This window comes from Paenibacillus sp. CECT 9249, from assembly GCF_918697855.1.
Taxonomy (GTDB): domain Bacteria; phylum Bacillota; class Bacilli; order Paenibacillales; family Paenibacillaceae; genus MSJ-34.
The window spans coordinates 92,799-113,245 of sequence record NZ_CAKKLI010000014.1 but is presented as its reverse complement, the minus strand read 5'-3'; the positions used below and the strand labels follow the sequence as shown (position 1 = coordinate 113,245).

Sequence of the window (20,447 nt, the reverse complement as noted above, 5' to 3'; positions counted from 1 at the left end):
ATCGATAACTTATTTGCTGTAGATTTAGGAGTATCTTGGCGATTTTTACATTCTAATTATTCCCATTGCATTACGAACGTACATTCTGTATATAATAAGAATACACGTTCGTATTGGGCGGCGTGTACCGACTTTGTTAGCACTTCTCCGAATCGATTATAGGAGTGAATTGCCATGCATCAAGAGCGAACCATTATGTTAATTGACGGACAATCATTCTATGCCTCGATTGAAAAGGCGGGCCGGCCGGACTTAAAAAACAAGCCGGTAGCCGTAGGCGACCCTTCCAGAAAATCCGGAATCATTCTGGCCGCTTGCCCGGTGGCCAAATCACGCGGCGTAACAACGGCCGAAAGAGTGGGCGAGGCGCTTGCGAAATGTTCCGATTTGATCGTCATACGGCCCCGAATGCAAACTTATATCACCATATCCTTGCTTCTTACCGAGATCTTCGAGTCCTTTACGGACCAGGTCGAACCTTATTCCATTGACGAACAGTTTCTTGATATTACAGGTTCTATCGGTTATTTCGGGGCGCCGGAGGAGATTGCCCGCGAGATCCAAACGCATGTCCTGCTATCGACGGGAGTTTGGACGCGTTGCGGAATTGGACCAACGAAAGTGTTGGCCAAAATGGCTACCGACAATTTTGCCAAAAAGACGTCCAAAGGCATCTTTAAACTTGGCTTCGACAATTTGGAATCCGTATTATGGCCGTTGCCGGTGCATCGAATGTTTATGGTCGCTTCCCGAATGACTCGGCATTTTACGCGCATGGGTCTTTGCACGATCGGCGACATTGCACGTCTGGAACTGAATGATTTTAAAAGGCGCATGCGGCAGGAGATGGGTAAACAAAGCGATATACAGGCGGAATATTATTGGCAGACGGCGCGTGGAATAGACCCCAGCCCTGTCGTGGCAAGCATTCGCAATCAATTAAAATCGGTTAGCCACGGCAAGGCGCTCAGAAACAGCCTTTATCGGAAGATGGAAGATATTGAGGTTGTGCTGCTGGAATTGGTGGTGGAGGTTTGCCGCCGCAGCAGAAGGCTGGGTTATATCGGGCGGGTCGTGTCCGTCGGAGCGGCGGAAACGGATGGCCAACGTTCGGCCTCGTTTCATAGACAGGTAACGATTCCTCATCCTACCTCCCTTTCACATGAAGTCGCATCGGCGGCTCTCGGAATTTTCCGTAAACATTGGAGCGGCATGCCCGTTAGCCATCTCTATGTTGCATTGACCGAGTTGACAGACGATAACGTTATTCAGCTTACTTTTTTCGACGACCGAATCAAGGCATACCGCCTGGAAAGAGTAACGGATGAGATTAAGGATAAATACGGCAGCGCCGCTATTATGAGGGCATCGTCGTTACTACAGTCCGGAGTAGCCCGCGAGCGGGCGGAACAGATTGGAGGCCATTACAAATGAGCAAACTGGACGGCAACGAACGGTGGAAGTCCAAAATGCTGCTTACCGAGCATCAAGAACAATACGAACATCGCCACGACGCAAAGAACTCCCGGAAACGGCCTACGGAGGACGAGTTGATCATGATCCGGGACTGTATCCTGCTTCCGTACATGTTAAGCATGGTACAAAAGAGCATCGAAGACATAGAGAACCGTTCCAATCTTCTAAAGCAGCTTTATTTGACCGCAGGCCGGGTATTAATGAACCGAATAAGTGCGGATTTGTACAGACTGCGCCGCGAATTGTCAAGGCGTAATATTAAAATCATGAATGACGAGCAAGCGGATATGGTAATATATCACCGTTTTATTTGCAGAGGATACGAGGAACGCTTTGGAATGGTTCGGGATGTTATGCGTTCGGAAATCAGCATTCGATTGTCCAAATATGTGAAAGAATTGGCCGGCCGAATGAGTGCAAACGAATAATCGTTACTGCCATTAAAACAATGTTTCAAATAAAAGAAATATGTTCAATAGGACGACTAAAAAAGCGATGATCCAAGCCAATATCGTTGTCAAGCGGCGATTCACTAATCCCCCCATAATATTCCTATTGCTTGTAAACATAATGAGCGGTACCAGCGCAAAAGCAATTCCAAATGAAAGCACGACTTGGCTTATCACTAGCGCATTCGTCGGATTGACGCCTGAAATAATGATTAGCAGCGGCGGAATCATCGTAATCGCTCTTCGGATATATAAATGGATTCGTTTGTTAATAAACCCTTGCATGACGATATCGCCCGACAATGTACCGACGGCGGAACTTGATAATCCCGCTATAAGCAAACCGAGAGCGAATGAAATCGAAGCAGTCGGTCCGACATACTTATGAAATTCGTCGAAAGCAATACTTAAATCTTCTATAAACAAGCCGTATTTATGAAACAATGCCGCCGACACGACCAGCATGCTCATATTGATCGCCCCCGCGACGACCATTGCTATAATAATATCGATAAGCTCAAATTTGAAAATTTGCTTTTTTTCTTTCTCGTTCTTTCCGACGACCCGATTTTGGGTAAGCGAAGAATGCAGGTAAATGGCATGCGGCATCACCGTCGCGCCCAATATGCCGGCAGCGAGCAGAATGCTATCCGTCCCTTGAAACCTTGGCGTAAATATACTTTTGGTCACAGCGGCAAAATCGGGTTTCACCAAAAAGATTTGGACCGCAAACGCCAATACGACAATAAAAACCATGGAGCCGATGACGGCCTCAAAAGTACGGTATCCCCGCCGCTGAAACTCCAATATGGCAAATGATCCGACAGCTGTAATCGCGGCAGCCGGAACCATCTGAATATGAAATAATAAATATAATCCTAACGCAGCCCCTATAAATTCCGCCAAATCCGTTGCAATAATGACAAGTTCGCTTTGAATCCATAAAAGAACGGAAACGAATTTAGGTATTCGTTCTCGTGCTACCTCGGGCAAATTTTTCCTTGTTGCGATGCCCAGCTTAGCCGACAGGGATTGAATGAGTACCGCCATTAAATTGGAGACGACAATGACCCACAGCAAAAGATATCCGTATTTCGACCCCGCTGTAATGTTTGTTGCAAAGTTGCCGGGATCAATATAGGCAACAGCCGCTATGAATGCCGGGCCCAGGAACGGGAAAATTTTTTTTACGCCTGACAGCTTCCCTTGCAGCGCCGCCTGTGCTTTCCGGGAGGTTTTTTGGGTCGGGGTTCGGTTCTTCAATGTCATCCGTCCTCCATAATTAAGATGGATAGGAAGAAAACTTAATTTAGCTTGCCCGAATCAGGGGTCCCTTATCAATCGACTGTGAAAAGCGCAAACCCAAAGTCTCTTGCAAAACGATTCGGATAAAATGGCTCCGATTGTCAAAAAATAAAGTGAAAAATTCGCAAAGTCAGGGGATTGGCATGAAGTTATCTTCGTTATTGATCGGACTCGTCACGACACGAATTTCCGGCGACCCGCATATTGAGATTAACCGCATCGTCGTCGATTCCCGACAGGTGAAGCAGGGAGATCTGTTCGTCTGCATTCCCGGCTTGACGGTCGACGGCCATCGATTCGCGGCCGAAGCGATAGCGAATGGAGCCGTTGCCTTGATGACCGACCGGGAAATGGCCGGATTGTCCGATCCGATAACGATCGTACAAGTGCGCGACACCCGGCGGGCTCTCGCCGTTATGGCCGACGCATTTTACGGGCATCCTTCCCATCGTTTGAAGCTGATCGGCGTGACCGGCACAAACGGCAAGACCACGACAACCCATATGATCGAAACGATCCTGAACCGTTACGGCCAAAAAACCGGCTTAATCGGTACAATGTACATGCGTATTGGCGAGCATCAGGAGAAAACGGTAAATACGACGCCCGAATCGTTGGAGTTGCAGCGCTATTTGCACGATATGAAAAAGCATGGGGCCGAATACGCCGTTGTGGAAGTTTCGTCTCAAGCGATCGATATGGGCAGAGTGAGAGGCTGCGATTTCAAAACGGCGGTATTCACCAATTTAACGCATGATCATTTGGATTACCACCGAACGATGGATCGATATCTTCATACGAAAGCGCTCTTGTTCGCTCAACTCGGCAATAAATTCGGGGCGCCGCCGAAGACGGCCGTATTAAATACGGACGACCCCGCGGCACAATATATCGCCGAACAAACTTCCGCGACCCTCGTCACATACGGAATCCGCCATCCCGCCGACGTATGGGCGAGCGACATACGAACGATGCCGGACGGGATGACGTTTACGGCGAATACGTTTCGGGGCGCGTTTCCGATCCGTTTAAACATTGTCGGCTGGTTTAATATTTACAACGCGCTGGCCGCGATTGCCGTTTGCCTCATCGAAGGCGTGCCCGTCGAGCGTATTCGCTCAGGCCTTGCGTCGTTTATGGGGGTGAAGGGCCGGTTCCAACCGATACGCAGCGGACAAGACTTTTCGGTTATTGTCGATTACGCGCATAATCCCGACGGGCTGGAAAAGGCTTTGAGAACGGCGCGCGAACTGACGAGCGGCAAGCTGATTTGCGTCTTCGGCTGCGAAGGCGACCGCGATCGGGAGAAGCGTCCCATGATGTCGCAAATCGCCGCGCAATGGTCCGACCTCGCGATTCTAACGTCCGACAATCCCCGTTCCGAAGATCCGGATCGCATTATTGACGAGATGGCGCGAGGGCTGGGCGCGAATCCTTTCGCCGACCGCTGTTTGCGCATTACAGACCGCAGGGAAGCGATTCGCCACGCGATCCATGCGGCAGGGACGCAGGATTGCGTCATTATTGCCGGCAAAGGGCATGAGACGGTCCAAATCGTTAAAACGGACAAGCTGCCATTCGACGACTCCGAAGTGGCCGCGGAATTCATTCGGGAGAGAAGCCGAAGCAGATAGGAGACGCTACGTCCGACCTTTTCCCCGTTGCAAGCCGGAGAGGATCATGATCGCGTACGCCCAGAAAAGCCATGCGCACAGAAGCGGAAGTTGTTCCGCGGTCAACCCGGGAAAGACCGTTTGGTACCAAGCAATACTGAACATGTCCAGCAGCATGCCGGGGACAGCCACCGAGACGGCAGCATGCATACGTTCGCCGCGGGAAACGTTTCGCAACTTGAACAACCCGATTAAGACGGGCCGCATCGCCAGAACGACGGCAAAAAGGACAACAATCAACGTCATATTGCCGGGATCGAGCAAGACCGAACCGCCGAACCTGAAAACGAGCGTAGCGGCCAGCCATAACAAAAAACCGAATATCGCAAAAAAAATCATTGCAATCCCTCCCTATTCGCTTGCGTCAAACCATAAGTTGCAAAGCCGCTCGACCGCATCGTACGCATCGTCGACGGGAAAATCCTCGTTCAACAGAGCTTGCAGCGCTAAACCGTCAATCAGCGCATTGATAAGAATCGCGGCCGTCCCGGACGGCAGTTCTTCCGTTCTCTGTCCCGCGCCGTCCAGCAATTGGCTGAGGCGGTCGTTTTCCATCCGAAGCAATGTCCCGAGTTGTTTGCGAATATCGGCTTGCTGAAAACCGGCGACTACAAGCGAATAAAACAATTGATGGTAAAAAGATCGGTATTGGCAGCGGCTTCGGGCGGATTGCAGCGCTTGCCCGATCCCCTCCCTGCACTCGAGCGAAACGGTCCGGTTATTCAAATCGTTCCATGAAGATTCGCATAAATCTTTGACAATTTCGAACAATAGCTGATCTTTCGTACGAAAGTGATAAAATACCGTGCCTTGCGTAACGCCCGCTCCCTCGGCAACCGCCTTGAGCGTGAGCTTGCCGATTCCGTCTTCTGCAATGCAACGCTTGGCTGAAGCAAGCAAATCCGCTTTCGAAACGACATTCGGTTTCGCCATAGGTTCATCTCCCTCGCATATGTAAGTTATCCAACTAACTAACTTAAGTTCATTGTAACGATCTGCCGTTTCCAAGTCAACGTCTTTTCCGAAAGGAATCGCCCAAAAAAACGCCAATACGCAAACAAGCGCCTCTCTCGAAGAAGACGCTTGTTCGATGCCCCGGCGCATTACCTGAACATGCCCCATAGCTTTAACAGATGAAACGTATTATTCGGATCGATTTTTTGATCGATAACGAACGATACGATTTGTTCTTCCTGCACACTGGTCAATCTTTCATGCAAAATGCCGCAAGCCGTCTTCAGCAGCCTGCGGACTTTGACGCGATCCTGAAGATCGTATTTCGTCACTCCGTTCATTAACTGCTTCATCCTGTCTTTGACGACGGGATTTTTCATTTTCAGCTTCACGCGCTCGACCAAGGCCGGATCGATGCCGTATTTATGATAGCTCAACGCGAGCACCTCCTGGAAAAGACCTATTTTCCAAGTATATGCCGCATAGCTTGGCTAATTGATCAATCCAACAGATCGCCCTGGAAAATTTGTTCGCGCTGCAAGAAACGGCGCAGCGGCGCATATTCCGCAGCCGTCCAGAAGCGTTCTTCCGCCACAAGCGCCGCCGCATCGTCCCTGGCCTGTTCCAGTACGGCAAAATCGCTCACCATATCGGCAAGCCGAAATTCCGGCAACCCGCTTTGTTTCGTACCGAAAAAATCGCCCGGCCCGCGCAGTTCCAAATCCCGGCGCGACACTTCGAACCCGTCGTCCGTCTCCGTCATCACCTGCATGCGTTCCTGGCCTACCTCCGATTTCGGATCGGCGATCAGCACGCAATACGATTGATGCTCGCCCCGGCCGACACGTCCGCGCAGCTGATGAAGCTGCGACAAGCCGAACCGGTCGGCATCCATGACGATCATAAGCGTCGCATTCGGCACGTCGACTCCAACTTCAACGACCGTGGTGGAGATAAGCACATGTACGCTGCCTTCGCTGAACATGCGCATCACTTCCTCCTTCTCCTGCGCCGCCATCCGGCCGTGCAGCAAGCCGATCCGGTATTGCGGCAGCGCCTGCTGCATTTGCACGTGCAGATCGATGGCGTTCTGCACGTCGAGCTTGTCCGATTCCTCAATCAGCGGACATATCATATAAGCTTGCCGGCCTTGATCGACTTCCTTGCGAATAAAGCCGAGCACCCGGTCCAGCATATCGTGCTTGACCCAATAAGTAATGATCGGTTTGCGTCCCTTCGGCCGCTCCGACAGCGTCGATACGTCCATATCCCCGAACGCCGTAATGGCGAGCGTACGCGGAATCGGCGTCGCCGTCATCGTCAGCACGTCCGGATTCATCCCTTTCCTCCGCAATATGCTGCGCTGATTGACGCCGAACCGGTGCTGCTCGTCCGTAACGACCAATCCCAATTGGCGGAAAAACACGTCCTCCTGAATGAGCGCGTGCGTACCGACAACGATATCGATGATGCCCATTTGCAGCGCGCCGAGCAATTCGCGCCGTTTGCGTTCCGTCAAGCTGCCCGTAAGCAGGCCGACTTCGATGCCATGAGGCGCGAACATTTGCTGCAGCGATCTGCTATGCTGCTCGGCCAATATTTCCGTCGGCACCATAAGCGCTCCTTGATACCCGGCCTTTACCGTCGCATACAAAGCGATCGCCGCCACCGCAGTTTTGCCCGAGCCTACATCGCCTTGAAGCAGACGGTTCATGCAATATGGGGCGCGCATATCGTTCAAAATTTCGAGAACCGCCCGCTTCTGCGCGTCCGTCAATTCATACGGCAAACTGCGCGTAAATTGACGAACCGTTGCGTTATCCACCGCTTGCGCGGCTCCGTCCATCCGGTTGCGCGTTAGAGCGCGGAACGCTTGCAGTTTCAGCTGAAACAGAAACAATTCCTCGTATACCATCCGTTTGCGGGCCAGCCCGCCTTCCGCCGCATCCTGCGGCTGATGGATATGCGCAATCGCCTGTTTCCGGGGCATAAAACCGTATTTAGCAACGAGCGGCTGCGGAAGCACTTCCTCGATCATCGCTCCGAACTGCGTCAACGCTTGCGTCATCGTCTTGCGCATCCATGCCTGCGTTATTTTGCCGCCGACGGAATAGACAGGCTGCAGCGTGCCCGAGCGGCCTCCGCCGCGATCCGGAAATTCGGATTCGCCCACGGTTAACTGCATCCTTTTCTGCTCCCATTTCCCTGTCATGACGATTTCCCTGCCGACCGTAAGCTGATCGCGCAGGAAATGGCGGTTAAACCAAGTCGCCGTCACCATCCATTGCTCAATCATCACTTTGCAGCTCAAACGCGATTTATTTCGCCCGTATCGCTGCAGCACCGGCACGCCTACGATTTTTCCGAGCACGGTAATTTTCTCCCCATCCTTAACCTCGGATAGATTCCGCAGGCGGTAGTCTTCGTAACGGTACGGGAAATATTCAAGCAGATCGTCGACCGTACAGATGCCGAAGGCGTGAAGCTCTTGTTCCTTCAGAGCTGTCACGCCATGTACTTTTCGAATCGAAATGTTATGTAGTTCCATCTTATTCCCTCATTACTTCGCTTTAGGCGGGACTCATGAACACCGCTATAACGCCGGGCCCTACGTGTGTGCCGATCACGGAGCCGATCAGCGTATAATCGACTTCCGCAACGTCGAAATGTTCGCGCAATTGCGCCTCCATCGCCTCGGCTTCGCTTCGATCGGTCGCGTATCCGATCGTAATATTGACCCTCATGCTCCCTAAATTGCCTTTTAACAACTCGATAATGCGCGCTACCGCTTTTTTATGGCCGCGCACCTTTTCGACCGCATGGACTTCGCCTTCATCGTCAATCGACAGAATCGGCTTAATATTTAGAATCGTGCCGAGCATCGCCGAAGCTTTTCCGATACGTCCGCCTTTTTGCAAATATTCCAACGTATCGACGAGAAAATATAGTTTCCTGCGCTGGCGGAGCGTTTCGACCGCTTCCAAAATTTCTTCCTTGCTCTTCCCTTCCGCGGCCAACCGGGCGGCAGTCACGACCAACATGCCAAATCCGTACGATGCGGACTTTGAATCGATAATCGTAACGTCGATCTTGTCCTCCAACATCGATTTGGCTAAGACGGCCGATTGGTATGTGCCGCTTAGCGCCGCCGAGAGATGAAACGAAATAATTTCCGTGCCGGGTTCAGCGCCAAGCCGCTCATACACTTCCACAAAGTCAACGGGCGAAGGCTGAGACGTCGTCGGCAATTTGCTCGCTTGCTGCAGTTTTTCGTAAAATTGTGCGGGCTCGATCGTAACGGCGTCCGAATACTCCTCCTCGCCGAAATGAACTTTCAGCGGGATCATGGTGATGCCCCACCTCTCCCGCACCTCGCGCGGGATGTCGGACGTACTGTCGGTAACGATTCGAATTTTCCCCATACGGTCCCTCCTCATTATTCATATAATAAGTTCAGCGCAATCCCTTAGACGATCTTCCTTCGTTTATTCAACCGAAAAGAGAAAATGATACACGGGTTGTCCGCCTTCATGCATCTCGACTTCCACATCGGGATGCGCTTCATGAAGCCATTGTACGAGTTCCTCGGTTACCGCCTCATCCGCATCCTCTCCGGTCAAAACCGTAACGATTTCGGCGCCGCCTTCCAGCAAATGATCCAGCAGACGCTTGCAAGTTTCCGTTATAGATTCCGTAGCGGCAACAATTTTCGAGTTGTGAATGCCGATATAGTTGCCGGCCTTAATCTCCAAATCGTCAAAGTTCGTATCTCTCACGGCGTACGTTACTTGTCCGGTTTGTACGCTCGCGATCGCCTGCGACATCGCTTCTTCGTTCGCTTCCGGCATTTCATCCTCTTGGAATGCAATCGCCGCGGCAATTCCTTGCGGAATCGTCTTCGAAGGGATGACCGTAACGTTGCGATCCGTCAAATCTTTCGCTTGCTGCGCGGTCAATATAATATTGGAATTGTTCGGCAGCAGGAACAGATGCTGCGCGGCGATCGAATCGATCGCTTTGACGAAGTCTTCCGTACTCGGGTTCATCGTCTGTCCGCCGGTCAATACGATATCGACGCCTAGCGAGGTGAAGATGTCGGTAATGCCTTTGCCGGACGCGACGGCAATGATGCCGTACGGCGCCATTTCTTCCGCCGGCGGTTCCGCGCTGACTTCGACTCTGGCCGGTTCAGACGAGATTGCGGCATACAACTCCGGCATCGGAGCGACGTCGCCGCCGTCGGCGAGCAAATCGCGATGCTGCTCGCGCATGTTCAAAATGTTGATTTTCGTCAATTCGCCGAATTGCAACGCCTGGGTCAGCACATCTCCCGGAGCTTTGGAATGAACATGCACTTTGACGATTTCGTCGTCGGCAATCACAATAATCGAATCCCCATTTTTTGCAAGCGCTTTCCTAAAATGTTGCTCGTCAAAGGGTTTCGAGGAAAAATTACCCAGTTTCAAATTGATGAAAAACTCCATATCGTACAGAAACTCGATATCTTCCGTTGCCAATTTCGACTGTGCCGATTGACGGCTCACGCGAATATCCGGTACGGCGCTATCTTCCGCCGGCTTGACCGACCGTTCGGCCGGAGCGGCATGTTCCGCGGCGAACGGTACGGCGCCTTGCTCCAACGCCTTCATGAAGCCTTCGTAAATATAAACCAAACCTTGCCCGCCGGAATCGACAACGCCTACTTGCTTCAGCACAGGCAGCTGTTCGGGCGTTCTCGCCAGCGCCTCCTGGGCTTTGCCGCATACTTCCCTCATCAATTCGATAACATCCGGATGGCGCCGCGCGTGCGACACCGCATGCTTCGCCGCTTCCTTCGCTACCGTTAATATCGTGCCTTCGACAGGCTTGACGACCGCTTTATAAGCCGTATCGACACCGCTTTGCAGCGCTCCTGCGAACTGCGCCGCATCCACCTCGTCCAGACCGGCCACAGCCCGGCTGAAACCTCGAAACAACTGCGACAAAATAACGCCCGAATTCCCTCGCGCGCCCATAAGCAGTCCCTTGGAGAGCACTTCGGCGCATTTGCCGATCGAAGGCGAAGATTTGGCCTTTAATTCGCCCACTCCGGCAGTCATCGTCAAGTTCATGTTCGTTCCCGTATCTCCGTCCGGAACCGGAAATACATTCAATGAATTGACATGATCCGCTTGCTCATGCAGCCGCTCGGCACCTGCCAATACCATGTTCGTAAAATCTGCTCCATTTAATGAAAGCTTCCTCAACCGTGAATTCCCCTTCCTAACTTGATACGCGGACGCCTTGCACATAAACGTTGACGACATCGACGTGAAGCCCTAGAACTTCGTTCAACACATATTTCACTTTAACCTGAATGTTATGCGCAACTTCCGATATTTTTGTTCCATAACTGACAATGATGTACAGATCGATTTGGACTTGATCGTTTTCCCTGCGTACCTCTACGCCGCGCGTTAAATTTTCGCGGCCAAGCAGTTCGGTAATTCCGTCTTTCAACTGCTTGCGCGAAACCATGCCTACGAGCCCATAACATTCCAAAGCTGCCGAACCTGCCAGGATCGACACGACATTGTCCGATATGTTTATCTTCCCATATTCCGTACCGAGTTGAATGGCCATCCTTATCCACTCCTTCTTGAGTATTATGGACTAATCAACATTGTACTATAAGATAATGGATAAATAAATAAAGTTTTTATTTGAGTTGACGAAGCTTTTTTGGCTATGCTATTATATTTAAGTATTGTTTTATGCAGGGTCTTCATACAAGGAGGTGTAACAATATGTCTCGCAAATGCTATGTAACAGGCAAAAAACCGGGAAGCGGAAATCACGTGTCTCACGCGAATAATAAAAATAGACGCACTTGGGGCGTAAACGTACAAAAAGTTCGGATTTTGGTAGACGGCAAGCCGAAACGTGTCTACGTCAGCACTCGCGCTCTGAAAGCCGGCAAAGTAACGCGCGTGTAATCCATTACGATGAATATGCAGGACAAAAAGCACCTGGCCGACAGGTGCTTTTTCTACGTTTAAATTCAATAAAGTTTGCGGTCACCGCTGCAGTTGTCGACCCCGGTCGGCACATCCATAACTCATTGAATACGCTTGTTAATTTTTATGGAACGTATTTAAGATTGCCTTCACGAATCCTCCCAAAAACTTCGGCAATTTGAACGTGTAAAATTTCATGCTTCACCCTCCCCGCTAACTTCGAACCTTCGCTATGTAAACATATGTATGCGGGGAACGCATGCCCTATTCCTCATACGGGAATCGGATGTTCCCGAATATAATTCACAAATGCCAATACGATAATGAATATAAAATAAATGACGACGGCCGACGCGATGAAACCGATGCGCATCTTGACGGATTCGAAATTTTTAAAAAACCGGATGCCTAAAAAGATGGCGGCCAGCGACGCGATCATACTGACGGGAAACGGCAGGATCGAGTATAAGCCAAGCAGCGTTCCGCATAAAACGCTGCTTACGATAAACGACAACGTCTTGGTCAAGTCGTTCTAGTCCCCTTCGCGCCGAACGCTTGCGCGAATCGCGTCGATCGCCGCTTTCCTGTCCGGATGGCCGAATATCGCACTCCCGGCTACCAGCACGTTCGCTCCTGCGGCATATACCTCAGGAGCCGTTTCCGCTTGAATGCCCCCGTCCACTTCGATATGCACATGTTGCAAGCCCTTCTCGTTCAACAGGCTGCGCAGGCGTCTAATTTTGGATAGCGTTCCGGAAATGAATTTTTGTCCGCCGAATCCCGGATTGACCGTCATAACGAGAATGAGATCGATATCGTCGAGGATCTCCTCCACCGCGGCCAGCGGCGTTGCCGGATTGATCGCGACGCCTGCCTTGACGCCAAGCTCCTTAACGGAGTGAACGACGCGATGCAGATGGGTGCACGCTTCGGCATGGACGGTAATCCAATCCGCTCCGGCCTTCGCGAAGGCGGGTACGTACAACTCCGGCTTTTCGATCATAAGATGCACGTCGAGCGGCAGCGCAGTATGCGGGCGAATCGCTTCGACGATGAGCGGCCCAATCGTAATGTTCGGGACGAACTGCCCGTCCATGACATCGACATGAATCCAATCGGCGCCTCCGCGTTCCACATCTTGAATTTCCGCGGCCAGTTTGGCGAAATCGGCTGATAAAATAGATGGTGCGATCGTTAGCATAATTAATACCTCCGTTTTTTGTCTTTCATTTCCGCATGAAATTGCACATAATGCTCATAGCGGCTTGTCGCGATGCGGCCGCTTTCCTTCGCTTCGATGACTTTGCAGCCCGGTTCATGCAAGTGGGTGCAGCCGCGAAATTTGCATTGATCGGCATATTCGCGGAATTCCCGGAAGCAGGAGCCGAGTTCCTCGACCCCAAGCTCCAGAAAGTCCAACTGGCTGAAACCCGGCGTATCCGCCACAAAGCCTCCGCCCTCGAGCGGAATGAGTTCCACATGCCGGGTCGTATGCTTCCCGCGGCCGAGCTTCGCGCTGATCCGGTTCGTCTCAAGATGCAACCCGGGAATGATGCTGTTCAACAGAGACGATTTGCCGACGCCCGATTGACCGGCGAATACGCTGATGCGCCCCGCCAGCAATTTACGAAGCCTTTCCCTCCCCGAACCGCTTACCGCGCTTGTCCCGATCACCTCGTAACCGATCGTTTCGTACATTTCCTTTGCCTGTGCCAAAAGCGCCTTATCTCCCGTCGAGGCTCCGAGCAAGTCCTCCTTCGACAAGCAAATAACCGGGTCGAGCCCGGCATGTTCGATATGAACAAGAAATTTGTCCAGCAATTGCAGATTGAGCGCAGGCTCCCGCACGGAGAATACAAGAATGCCCGTCTCCACGTTCGCGATCGGAGGCCGAATCAATTCCGAGAATCGGGGGAAGATTTCGTCCACCGTTCCTTCCCCGTTCTCGGTCAACATGTATCGAACCTTGTCCCCTACGAGCGGGGAGACGCCTTTCTTCTTGAATATTCCCCGCGCCCTGCATTGCACCGTTTCCGCTTGCGGCCCTTCCTCCGCCAGCGGCTGAACGTAATAATATCCGCTTAACGCTTTAACGATCAAGCCTTCCGGCATATAGTCGCTGCCTCCCGTTCGTAGTCTAGTCCGTAAATTGCTGTTCCGGAGCTTCTCCGTCATGATGCTGTTCTTCTTCATAGAACGCATCCGTGTCGGGAGGAATGTCGGGCTGCGGAACGTTCACCGTTCCCGTCTTCGCTTCCATATACGATACCGGGTAGGTGTCCAGGAATTCTCCATCCCGGAAGACGGATACCGCGCCGTCCTTGTTCGGCGCAAGGACGAGCTCGACCGAGAAAATTTGCGGATTGGTTATATTTTGCGTGCCCCATTCGATATTTTCGCCGCGGGCGTCCGTATAAGTTAACCGGATCTTGCTTTCCGTACCGACTTCTTTCGGCGATACCGGAATATTGAAATCATATACGATCGCCTCCGGCGGATAGCCGGAACTGACGTAGATCATAATTTCCGTTCCTTTCGAGACCGCTTCGCCCGGTTCATGCGGCCATTGCTTGAATACTTCCCCTTTCTGGAAATAGCTTGGTTCCCGCATTATGCCCCCGGATTCCTTCGCCAATTTCAAATCGTTCTTCTCGATGATAGCGATCGCTTCGCTCTCGGTTTTTCCGATCAGACTCGGCATCTTGAACGTTTCGCTGCCTTTGCTGACCGTCAGCGTAATTTGCACCGACTTCGGATCGACCATCTCGCCTTCCGCCGGGCTTTGCTTGAAGATCAGGCCGCTTTCCATCTCATCGTCATAGCCTTCCTCCTGTTTAATTTGGCTTGCGTCGATATTTTCGCTTTCGAGCATACGTACGGCGTCCGCGAATTTCTGGCCGCTCAAATCGGGCATTTTAAACTGAGGCGTGCCTTCGCTGACCGAGATGATGACGGACGAGCCCTTCTTCACTTTCGTGTTCTCAGGTTTGCTCTGGTCGAAGACGATGCCTTTATCGAACCCTTCCTTCGGTTCCCTGATAATCGGATCTTCCACTTCGAGGCCCAATTCGTGAAGCTGCTTGACCGCTTCTTCTTCCGTCAAATTGATCAACTTCGGCATCGTCACCTCGGGCACGACGACTTGGCTTAAAACGTACATAACAAGTCCGAACATCAATCCGAGCACCAGCAGCGTCGAGCCGATCCAAACGACGGGCTTGGCCCAAGGGCGATTGTTCTTGGGCTCCTCCGCTTCCCGATCCTGCTTGGGAGGCTCTTTCTTCGGTTCCCGCGAAGCGGAGGCCGAAGGCTTGGCCGTTTTCGGCTCGGGCCGGATTGCCGGAACGACGCGCGTCTTCTGATCGTCGGCATCCGCATCCGCATCGTCGTCGAACGTTATTTTCGCATCATGCAGGCGTTCCGGCGATAAGCATGTTTCCAAGTCCCGCAGCATTTCCTGCGCCGACTGGTAGCGTTCCTGCGGATTTTTACGCATCGACTTGAGAATAATATTTTCGACGCTTTGCGGAATTAACTTGTTCACTTTGCGCGGCTCTTCGAACTCGTCCTGCAAATGTTTGAGCGCTACGCTGATCGGACTTTCCCCGAGAAACGGCAACTGTCCTGTCAACATTTGGTACATCACGATGCCGAGCGAATAAAGATCCGACTTCGTTCCCGTCGCCACGCCTTTCGCATGCTCCGGCGAAAAATAGTGCACCGAACCCACAACCGAGCCGGTTTGCGTAATCGTCGACGATGTAACGGCCCGCGCAATGCCGAAATCGGTCACCTTCACGCGGCCGTTCTTGCCGATTAATATGTTATGCGGTTTAATGTCGCGATGAATGATTTCGTTATGATGCGCGTGATCGAGCGCGTCGCAAATTTGGGATGCGATATGCACCGCTTCCTCGACTTGCAGCGGTGCTTTTTCCTTAATGATCTCGTTTAAATTATGCCCTTCCACGTATTCCATGACAATATAATGCGTATCGCCTTCCTGGCCGACATCGTATATGCTGACAACGTTAGGATGCGACAACGAGGCGGCAGATTGCGCTTCGCGCCGGAAACGATGGATGAACTCCTCGTCATGGACGAATTGCTGGCGGAGCACTTTAATCGCCACATACCTGTTCAGCAGGAGGTCGAGCCCTTTATACACGAGCGCCATTCCGCCGCCGCCGATGCGCGTTACAATTTCATAACGGTTCCCCAATTCGTGACCAATCATCTATTCCACCCCCTTGCCGATACCGTTGTCCGCGTCATCCGTTTGTTCCAGCAGCACAACGGTTATGTTATCCTCTCCGCCCGCTTGCAAGGCATCCCGCAGCAGACGCTCGGCTTTCTCTTCGAGAGATAGGCTCGGCAAACTGACGATCGCCGCGATTTCTTCGTCCGTCATCAAATCGCTAAGGCCGTCGCTGCAGAGCAGCAATATTTCCCCTTGTTCCAGTTGGATCGGATTGATGTCGACCTCAACTTCGGCATCCGTTCCCAGCGCCCTGATGACAACGTTGCGCCGCGGATGACGGCGCGATTCTTCGAGGCTGATTTGGCCGGATTTCAACAATTCGTTCACCAAAGAATGATCGTCCGTCAGTTGGCGAATAACCGTGTCATTTATGTTGTATGCGCGGCTGTCCCCAATATGACCGACAAATCCGTTTTCCCCGTTCAACAGAACGGCGACGATCGTCGTGCCCATATTATGGTATCGCTCGTCTTGCGACGCCATTTCATAAATGACGTTGTTGGCATGCAATATGGCCTCGCGCAACGCCTCCGCGCACGCCGGCCCCGTTAATCCGGGGGCCAGCGGCATGAGCCTCTCCGCGACCGTTTCAACCGCGATGCGGCTAGCAACTTCCCCGGCCTGATGACCGCCCATCCCATCGGCGATGATCGCGAGCATATATCCGTTCTCAAGCCGCTGTGCCCAGGAACGGTCTTCATTCACCGCTCGCCGTCCGATATCCGTTCGATGTACGACTTTCATTTCAATCACCTCGCACCTAACTCCAAATGCTTCGCTCGCAGCTGCCCGCATGCCGCCGCAATATCATGTCCTTGTTCCCTGCGGATCGTGACATTGATCCCTTTGCTCTGCAATACCCGCTGAAACGTAAAAATATCGTTGCGCGGCGTCCGCACATAATTCCGCTCCGGAACGTAATTGACCGGAATCAAATTGACGTGGCAGAGCATGTCCTTAATCACTTCTCCCAGTTCTTCCGCATGTTCGGCTTGATCGTTGACCCCGCCGATCAACGCGTATTCGAACGTAATGCGCCGCCCGGTTTTGGCAATATAGTAACGCAGCGATTCCATGACGTCGGCAAACGGAAACCGCCGGTTGACAGGCATGAGCTTCGACCGGAGCGCATCGTTCGGCGCATGGATGGAGATAGCTAAGTTGATTTGCGTATTCTCGTCCGCAAATTTATAAATGTTCGGGACGATCCCGCTCGTCGATACGGTTATATGCCGCTGGCCGATTTTCATGCCTTTTTCATGAGTCATAATACGCAAAAATTTCATCGTCGCTTCATAATTTTCAAACGGTTCGCCCGTTCCCATAATGACGATGCTGCTCACTCTTTCGCCGCGCGGGTCCAATATTTTTTGCGCTTGAACGACTTGCGCGACGATTTCGCCGGGCGTCAAATTGCGTTTCAAACCGCCGAGCGTCGAGGCGCAAAACCGGCAGCCGATACGGCAGCCCACCTGGGTGGTGACGCAAACGCTGTTGCCGTAGTTATGCTTCATCAGCACCGTTTCGATCGCATGATCGTCATGCAGGCCGAACAGAAATTTCACGGTGCCGTCCTTCGATTCGAATTTCGTAATCTCGTTCAGCGTTACGAATTCGAATTGATCGCTTAACTTGCTTCGCAGCTCTTTCGGCAAATTGCTCATCTCTTCGAAATTGTCGGCCCGTTTGCCGTATAGCCAATCGAATACTTGGCCGGCGCGGAAACCGGGTTCCCCGTTCTCCTGCATCCATGCCTGCAATTCTTCCAATGAATAATCGTAAATAAAAGGCTTCATGATAAGTTTCCACAACCTTTAACCTGTACAGTATAGTTTCCCTAATCTATGAAAAGAACGGTCTCCACCCTATAAGAGGTTGTTCAAAAAGTCCTCTTTCGATCACTTTGTGAACACGCATAGTAATCTCTAGTGTGATCCTATTCGATTTATTTTAACATAAAAAAATGCGCCGCTAAAGTAGGCGAACCCGCTGCGGTTGGCGGGCGGGTCGGTTGCGGTCACATTTGTTTTTGCATTCTGGCGATAAAGAAGCCGTCGGAGTGGAATTGATGCGGCAAAATCCGCATCATTCCGGCGCCTGCCGGATGTGGTCCGGTGCGGCGGATTGCGCTCCGCCACGCTTCGTTCTCCGTAGACTCGTCAGCCGGTATAAAAGAAGGATTTTCTTTCAAAAAGCGGCTGATTTGCCTTTCGTTCTCCCCTTGCTCGATCGTACAGGTGCTGTAAACGAGAATGCCGCCCGGACGGAGCAACCGTCCCGCCTCGGCTAACAATTGGCGCTGCAAAACGATAATTTCCGCGATTTCCTCGCTGGCCTTCGTCCATTTCAAGTCCGGCTTGCGCCTAATGACGCCCAAACCGGAGCAGGGGGCGTCCAGCAGGACGCGGTCAAACGAAGCGTCTTCCAGCCTTTGCGTTAACAATGCCGCATCGCTTACCATCGTACGAATCGATCGAAGCTGCAAGCGGTCGGCCTGCTCGGCAATCAGCTTTTGCTTGTGCGGATGCACGTCGTTGGCCAGAATCATGCCTTGATCGTCCATCATCTCCGCCATATGCGCCGTCTTGCCTCCCGGCGCGGCGCAGCAATCCAGCACTTTCATGCCAGGCTGCGGATTTACCGCGGCGGCAACGAGCATCGAGCTTTCGTCTTGAATCGAGATGAGCCCGGCACGGTACCAATCGGTGAACGCCATATTGCCGCCGCTCTCGACGACGATGCCGTCGCTCGACAGCAGGGAAGCGCGGACTCGATGTCCGGCATCCGCCATTTTATTCATCATTTCGTCGCGGGAAATTAGCCTGCGGTTCACGCGCACGCTCACATGCGGCGGCTCGTTGTTCGAAGCGCAGATCGCCCTCGTTTCCTCTTCGCCGTACTGCTCGATGTAGCGGGCAACCATCCACTCCGGGTGGGAATGAGCAAGCGCAATCCCCTTTACCGGATCAAGCGAGGCCGGTATTTCCAGCTCGTCCGTCGCACGGAGCACATTGCGCAGCACGCCGTTCACCATGCCCGATATTCCTTGATGTCCGCGGCGCTTCGCCAAGTTAACCGCCTCGCCCACGGCCGCGTAAGGCGGAATCCGGTCCAAATAATACAGTTGGTAGAAGCTGAGCCGAAGCAAGCTTCGTACCCATGGCTGCAATTTCGACATGCCTCTGGATACGAATCTCTCCAAAAAATAATCGATCGTATTCAAACGCTGAATCGTACCGTACACCAATTCCGTTGCGAAGGAAGCTTCTTCGCGCGCGAGCTGATGCTTTTGCAGCGTTTGGTTTAACAGCAAGTTGCTGTAAGACCGCTCTTGTTCCACTTTGGTCAGCACGTCGAGGGCCACCTCGCGCGCCGACGGTTTATGCCGGGATTGACTCACGTCAGTATCGTCCCTTTCGTCAATTTACTGCCGCGCGCGAATTCGGACACGTCCATCGCTTTTTTGCCCGCAGGCTGCACTTTCGTCAGCCATAGCGAGCCGTCGCCCGTCTTCACTTCGATGCCGTTCTCGCCGACGGTTAACACCGTTCCCGGCGCGGCGCCGCCTTCCGCTGTCCGTTCCGGCTTGCGGCAAGCCCAAACTTTGAACACTTCCCCGTTCCAATGCGTAAACGCTCCGGACCAAGGTACCAATCCGCGCACTTGATTATACGTTTCCCAAGACGAGCGGTTCCAATCGATCCGTTCGTCCTCGCGCGTTAAATTGGGCGCATAGGTGGCTTCGGCGTCGTTCTGCGGCTCGGCGGCGATTTCTCCCGCGATTAGCCGGGGCAACGTCCGGCGCAGCAAGTCGGCGCCGGCTAGGCTCAGCTTCTCGAATAACGTACCCGACGTATCCTCATCGGCAATTTCCACCTCGACGCGGCTGATCATGTCGCCGGTATCCAATCCTTCCGCCATATACATAATCGTCACGCCGGTTTTTTTCTCGCCGTTCATAATGCAGCGTTGAATCGGGGCGCCGCCCCGGTATTTGGGCAGGAGCGAGCCGTGCACGTTGATGCAGCCGAGCCGCGGCAGTTCTAGCACAGCCTTCGGCAATATTTGTCCGTACGCTGCCGTTACGATCAAATCCGGCCTCAATGCCGCAATTTCCGCAATCGCCTCCGGACTGCGCATTTTGACCGGCTGCAGTACGGGCAAGCCGCGCGACTCGGCAAGCTCCTTGACCGGCGGAGGCGTCATGACGCGCTTTCTCCCTTTCGGACGGTCGGGCTGGGTGACGACGGCCGCTATGTTATATCCTTCTTCGAGCAGCATATGTAGGGAAGGCACGGCGAAATCCGGCGTGCCCATAAATACGATGTTCATC

At 52.5% G+C, this 20,447-nt stretch carries 21 protein-coding genes; 4 read left to right on the top strand and 17 right to left on the bottom strand.

Translation table 11 applies throughout. From position 1 onward, the window contains the following. The first annotated feature begins 174 nt into the window (after positions 1-174). Together LQ229_RS12990 and LQ229_RS12985 are read left to right on the top strand one after the other, a co-directional pair. Positions 175-1,434: a DNA polymerase IV gene (locus tag LQ229_RS12990; protein WP_230191940.1), complete on the top strand. Its 1,260-nt coding sequence runs from the start codon at positions 175-177 to the stop codon at positions 1,432-1,434. Further along, the gene (locus LQ229_RS12985; protein WP_216539999.1) at positions 1,431-1,904 is read left to right on the top strand and encodes a hypothetical protein; all 474 of its coding nucleotides are present in this window, start codon (positions 1,431-1,433) and stop codon (positions 1,902-1,904) included. Before LQ229_RS12990 ends, LQ229_RS12985 begins: the two co-directional genes overlap by 4 nt. 12 nt (positions 1,905-1,916) lie before the next feature. On the opposite strand, the gene LQ229_RS12980 is transcribed toward LQ229_RS12985, so the two are convergent. Next, the gene (locus tag LQ229_RS12980; RefSeq protein WP_230191939.1) at positions 1,917-3,188 is read right to left on the bottom strand and encodes an Nramp family divalent metal transporter; all 1,272 of its coding nucleotides are present in this window, start codon (positions 3,186-3,188) and stop codon (positions 1,917-1,919) included. Between the two features lie 185 nt (positions 3,189-3,373). Here LQ229_RS12980 and LQ229_RS12975 point away from each other — a divergent pair, with 185 nt between their 5' ends. Continuing rightward, a complete protein-coding gene (locus LQ229_RS12975; protein WP_230191938.1) occupies positions 3,374-4,864 on the top strand; it encodes a UDP-N-acetylmuramoyl-L-alanyl-D-glutamate--2,6-diaminopimelate ligase in 1,491 nt (496 codons plus the stop codon). A 6-nt stretch (positions 4,865-4,870) separates the two neighbouring features. Here LQ229_RS12975 and LQ229_RS12970 read toward each other — a convergent pair whose 3' ends face one another. The 7 genes from LQ229_RS12970 to LQ229_RS12940 form a co-directional block, all read right to left on the bottom strand. Further along, entirely contained in the window at positions 4,871-5,242 is a 372-nt protein-coding gene (locus LQ229_RS12970; RefSeq protein ID WP_216540002.1) for a DUF5367 family protein, read from the bottom strand. 12 nt (positions 5,243-5,254) lie between these two features. Further along, the gene (locus LQ229_RS12965) at positions 5,255-5,836 is read right to left on the bottom strand and encodes a TetR/AcrR family transcriptional regulator (RefSeq protein ID WP_230191937.1); all 582 of its coding nucleotides are present in this window, start codon (positions 5,834-5,836) and stop codon (positions 5,255-5,257) included. A 170-nt stretch (positions 5,837-6,006) separates the two neighbouring features. Next, positions 6,007-6,294: a stage VI sporulation protein F gene (locus LQ229_RS12960; RefSeq protein ID WP_216540004.1), complete on the bottom strand. Its 288-nt coding sequence runs from the start codon at positions 6,292-6,294 to the stop codon at positions 6,007-6,009. A gap of 62 nt (positions 6,295-6,356) precedes the next feature. Continuing rightward, positions 6,357-8,405, bottom strand: coding sequence for an ATP-dependent DNA helicase RecG (gene recG, locus LQ229_RS12955; RefSeq protein WP_216540005.1), 2,049 nt, complete (start codon positions 8,403-8,405; stop codon positions 6,357-6,359). A gap of 22 nt (positions 8,406-8,427) precedes the next feature. Next, positions 8,428-9,279: a DegV family protein gene (locus tag LQ229_RS12950; RefSeq protein ID WP_216540006.1), complete on the bottom strand. Its 852-nt coding sequence runs from the start codon at positions 9,277-9,279 to the stop codon at positions 8,428-8,430. 63 nt (positions 9,280-9,342) lie between these two features. Next, the gene (locus LQ229_RS12945) at positions 9,343-11,064 is read right to left on the bottom strand and encodes a DAK2 domain-containing protein (RefSeq protein WP_230191936.1); all 1,722 of its coding nucleotides are present in this window, start codon (positions 11,062-11,064) and stop codon (positions 9,343-9,345) included. Between the two features lie 55 nt (positions 11,065-11,119). Next, positions 11,120-11,479 carry an Asp23/Gls24 family envelope stress response protein gene (locus LQ229_RS12940; RefSeq protein ID WP_216540008.1) on the bottom strand — a complete coding sequence of 120 codons (360 nt, stop codon included), beginning with the start codon at positions 11,477-11,479 and terminating at the stop codon, positions 11,120-11,122. A 164-nt stretch (positions 11,480-11,643) separates the two neighbouring features. Between LQ229_RS12940 and rpmB the strand changes: the two genes are divergently transcribed. Continuing rightward, positions 11,644-11,832, top strand: coding sequence for a 50S ribosomal protein L28 (rpmB, locus tag LQ229_RS12935; protein ID WP_216540009.1), 189 nt, complete (start codon positions 11,644-11,646; stop codon positions 11,830-11,832). A 138-nt stretch (positions 11,833-11,970) separates the two neighbouring features. On the opposite strand, the gene spoVM is transcribed toward rpmB, so the two are convergent. The 9 genes from spoVM to fmt all read right to left on the bottom strand — a co-directional run bounded on the left by spoVM (position 11,971) and on the right by fmt (position 20,446). Next, positions 11,971-12,051, bottom strand: coding sequence for a stage V sporulation protein SpoVM (spoVM, locus tag LQ229_RS12930; protein ID WP_018751565.1), 81 nt, complete (start codon positions 12,049-12,051; stop codon positions 11,971-11,973). 73 nt (positions 12,052-12,124) lie between these two features. Beyond that, on the bottom strand, positions 12,125-12,379 hold the full coding sequence (locus tag LQ229_RS12925) for a hypothetical protein (protein WP_216540010.1): 255 nt from the start codon (positions 12,377-12,379) through the stop codon (positions 12,125-12,127). 6 nt (positions 12,380-12,385) lie between these two features. Then, on the bottom strand, positions 12,386-13,054 hold the full coding sequence (gene rpe, locus LQ229_RS12920; RefSeq protein ID WP_216540011.1) for a ribulose-phosphate 3-epimerase: 669 nt from the start codon (positions 13,052-13,054) through the stop codon (positions 12,386-12,388). 2 nt (positions 13,055-13,056) lie between these two features. Further along, positions 13,057-13,965 (bottom strand): ribosome small subunit-dependent GTPase A, encoded by a 909-nt coding sequence (gene rsgA, locus LQ229_RS12915; protein ID WP_216540031.1) that lies wholly within the window; start codon positions 13,963-13,965, stop codon positions 13,057-13,059. A gap of 25 nt (positions 13,966-13,990) precedes the next feature. Further along, a complete protein-coding gene (gene pknB, locus LQ229_RS12910) occupies positions 13,991-16,090 on the bottom strand; it encodes a Stk1 family PASTA domain-containing Ser/Thr kinase (RefSeq protein WP_216540012.1) in 2,100 nt (699 codons plus the stop codon). Then, on the bottom strand, positions 16,091-16,858 hold the full coding sequence (locus LQ229_RS12905) for a Stp1/IreP family PP2C-type Ser/Thr phosphatase (protein ID WP_216540013.1): 768 nt from the start codon (positions 16,856-16,858) through the stop codon (positions 16,091-16,093). A gap of 5 nt (positions 16,859-16,863) precedes the next feature. Next, on the bottom strand, positions 16,864-17,910 hold the full coding sequence (gene rlmN / locus LQ229_RS12900) for a 23S rRNA (adenine(2503)-C(2))-methyltransferase RlmN (RefSeq protein WP_216540014.1): 1,047 nt from the start codon (positions 17,908-17,910) through the stop codon (positions 16,864-16,866). Between the two features lie 221 nt (positions 17,911-18,131). Then, positions 18,132-19,514: a 16S rRNA (cytosine(967)-C(5))-methyltransferase RsmB gene (gene rsmB, locus LQ229_RS12895; protein WP_216540015.1), complete on the bottom strand. Its 1,383-nt coding sequence runs from the start codon at positions 19,512-19,514 to the stop codon at positions 18,132-18,134. Then, positions 19,511-20,446, bottom strand: a complete 936-nt coding sequence (fmt, locus tag LQ229_RS12890) for a methionyl-tRNA formyltransferase (RefSeq protein WP_216540016.1) — start codon at positions 20,444-20,446, stop codon at positions 19,511-19,513. Before fmt ends, rsmB begins: the two co-directional genes overlap by 4 nt. Position 20,447: the final 1 nt, after the last annotated feature.

Bases quoted from the DNA above. Each gene is read 5' to 3' on its own strand.
- LQ229_RS12990 (WP_230191940.1), top strand. From the start codon at position 175: ATGCATCAAGAGCGAACCATTATGTTAATTGACGGACAATCATTCTAT.
- LQ229_RS12985 (WP_216539999.1), top strand. From the start codon at position 1,431: ATGAGCAAACTGGACGGCAACGAACGGTGGAAGTCCAAAATGCTGCTT.
- LQ229_RS12975 (WP_230191938.1), top strand. From the start codon at position 3,374: ATGAAGTTATCTTCGTTATTGATCGGACTCGTCACGACACGAATTTCC.
- LQ229_RS12970 (WP_216540002.1), bottom strand. From the start codon at position 5,242: ATGATTTTTTTTGCGATATTCGGTTTTTTGTTATGGCTGGCCGCTACG.
- LQ229_RS12965 (WP_230191937.1), bottom strand. From the start codon at position 5,836: ATGGCGAAACCGAATGTCGTTTCGAAAGCGGATTTGCTTGCTTCAGCC.
- recG (WP_216540005.1), bottom strand. From the start codon at position 8,405: ATGGAACTACATAACATTTCGATTCGAAAAGTACATGGCGTGACAGCT.
- LQ229_RS12950 (WP_216540006.1), bottom strand. From the start codon at position 9,279: ATGGGGAAAATTCGAATCGTTACCGACAGTACGTCCGACATCCCGCGC.
- LQ229_RS12945 (WP_230191936.1), bottom strand. From the start codon at position 11,064: ATGGTATTGGCAGGTGCCGAGCGGCTGCATGAGCAAGCGGATCATGTC.
- LQ229_RS12940 (WP_216540008.1), bottom strand. From the start codon at position 11,479: ATGGCCATTCAACTCGGTACGGAATATGGGAAGATAAACATATCGGAC.
- rpmB (WP_216540009.1), top strand. From the start codon at position 11,644: ATGTCTCGCAAATGCTATGTAACAGGCAAAAAACCGGGAAGCGGAAAT.
- spoVM (WP_018751565.1), bottom strand. From the start codon at position 12,051: ATGAAATTTTACACGTTCAAATTGCCGAAGTTTTTGGGAGGATTCGTG.
- rpe (WP_216540011.1), bottom strand. From the start codon at position 13,054: ATGCTAACGATCGCACCATCTATTTTATCAGCCGATTTCGCCAAACTG.
- rsgA (WP_216540031.1), bottom strand. From the start codon at position 13,965: ATGCCGGAAGGCTTGATCGTTAAAGCGTTAAGCGGATATTATTACGTT.
- pknB (WP_216540012.1), bottom strand. From the start codon at position 16,090: ATGATTGGTCACGAATTGGGGAACCGTTATGAAATTGTAACGCGCATC.
- LQ229_RS12905 (WP_216540013.1), bottom strand. From the start codon at position 16,858: ATGAAAGTCGTACATCGAACGGATATCGGACGGCGAGCGGTGAATGAA.
- rlmN (WP_216540014.1), bottom strand. From the start codon at position 17,910: ATGAAGCCTTTTATTTACGATTATTCATTGGAAGAATTGCAGGCATGG.
- fmt (WP_216540016.1), bottom strand. From the start codon at position 20,446: ATGAACATCGTATTTATGGGCACGCCGGATTTCGCCGTGCCTTCCCTA.